Raw genomic sequence first — 1,503 nt, 5'->3', positions numbered from 1 at the left:
CAGCGAGTCCTACAGCTACGCCGCCTGGCAAAGCACCTATGCCATCATGGCGCTAACCATGCTGGTCGGGGCCGTCACCACCCTGATCATTCGCGAACCGGAAAACCACCGGCCCTCCAACGCGCAGTACACCAGCCGCCAGTACCTCAAGTTCCTGACCCTGTTTGTGGCCGGTATCGCCGCCTTTGTGAGCGTCTACGTATTCACTGCCGAGTCCGCCGCCACGCTCCGTCAGACACTCACTGACGCGGTGAATAACGGAGCCTTGTCCGGTCTGGTGGTGGAAACCCTGCGTCTGGCCCTGGCGATAACGCTGGTGGCCGCCCTGATCAAGCTACTCTCCCTGACCCCGCTATATGACAAGCAGCTGGTACAGGAAAGTTATCTCGACCCGGTAAAAGATTTTTTCCAGCGCTATGGCAAACGCCTGGCATTGTTGCTGCTGGTTTTCGTGGGGTTTTATCGCGTTTCCGATATTGTGCTGGGAGTGATTTCCAACGTCTTTTTTGAAGACATGGGCTTCACCAAGAACGAGATTGCCGGCGTGGTAAAAACCTTTGGGCTATTCATGACCATTGCCGGCGGCTTTCTGGGCGGGCTGCTGGCCATGCGTCACGGCGTGATCCGGGTGCTTTACCTGGGGGCGTTCCTGACCGTGGCCACCAACCTGTTGTTCCTGTGGCTGGCCTATGCGGGCCACGACATCCGCATCCTCTATGCGGTGATCTCCGCCGACAACCTCACCGCCGGGCTGGCCAGCGCCGCCTTTGTGGCGTTCCTGTCGCAGCTTACCAATGTCTCCTTCACCGCCGTGCAATACGCCATCTTCAGCTCGCTGATGACGCTGTTACCCAAAACCATCGGCGGCTACTCCGGCAGCATGGTGGACAACCTGGGCTACCCGGGCTTTTTCCTGCTCGCCAGCCTGATGGGCGTACCGGTGCTGGGCCTGATCTACCTGATCCAGCGCCACAGCGCTTTCCGGGACTGAGGTCCAGGCCCGGAACCACGAAAGATCGACCTGTTCACAGTATACTTTTCAATCAATTCACAAACCGGCTATAGTCGAGACTTACAAAAAACAACAAGAAAGCCAATGAACGTCTCCGAACTCGACATACTGGTTGTGGACGATGCCCGTTTTTCCGCCGCCGTGGTCAACCGCACTCTGGCCACCGCCGGCTATACCCGCATCCGTCATGCCCACAGCGCTCACGATGCCCTTGGCCAGCTGGCCGAGAAACCCGCCGACCTGGTCGTGGCAGACTGGTTGATGCCCGGCATGGACGGCCTGGAGCTGACCCGCCGTATCCGCCAGAACGACGAAGCCAACAACCGCTATACCTATGTGCTGCTACTCACCGCCCGCGAAGGGGTGGACGCCCTGCAACAGGCCTTTGATCAGGGCGTGGACGATTTTGTCTCCAAATCTGCCATGACCGAACAGCTGCAACACCGGGTGATGGCCGCAGACCGCATTATCCAGCGCCACAACCGGGTGCA

The 1,503-nt window shown here is 59.0% G+C and carries 1 protein-coding gene and 1 pseudogene; both read left to right on the top strand.

What is annotated here, in order from left to right:
• Nucleotides 1-991 (top strand): annotated as a pseudogene (locus A3730_RS32075) (MFS transporter); the annotation flags it as partial.
• 105 nt (nucleotides 992-1,096) lie between these two features.
• Nucleotides 1,097-1,503 (top strand): PleD family two-component system response regulator (locus A3730_RS22105; RefSeq protein WP_156501295.1); only part of this gene is annotated, 407 nt, incomplete at its 3' end.

It is taken from the genome of Alcanivorax sp. HI0044, assembly GCF_001634945.1.
Note: the sequence above shows the minus strand (reverse complement) of the source record. Positions and strands in the feature narration are given on the sequence as shown.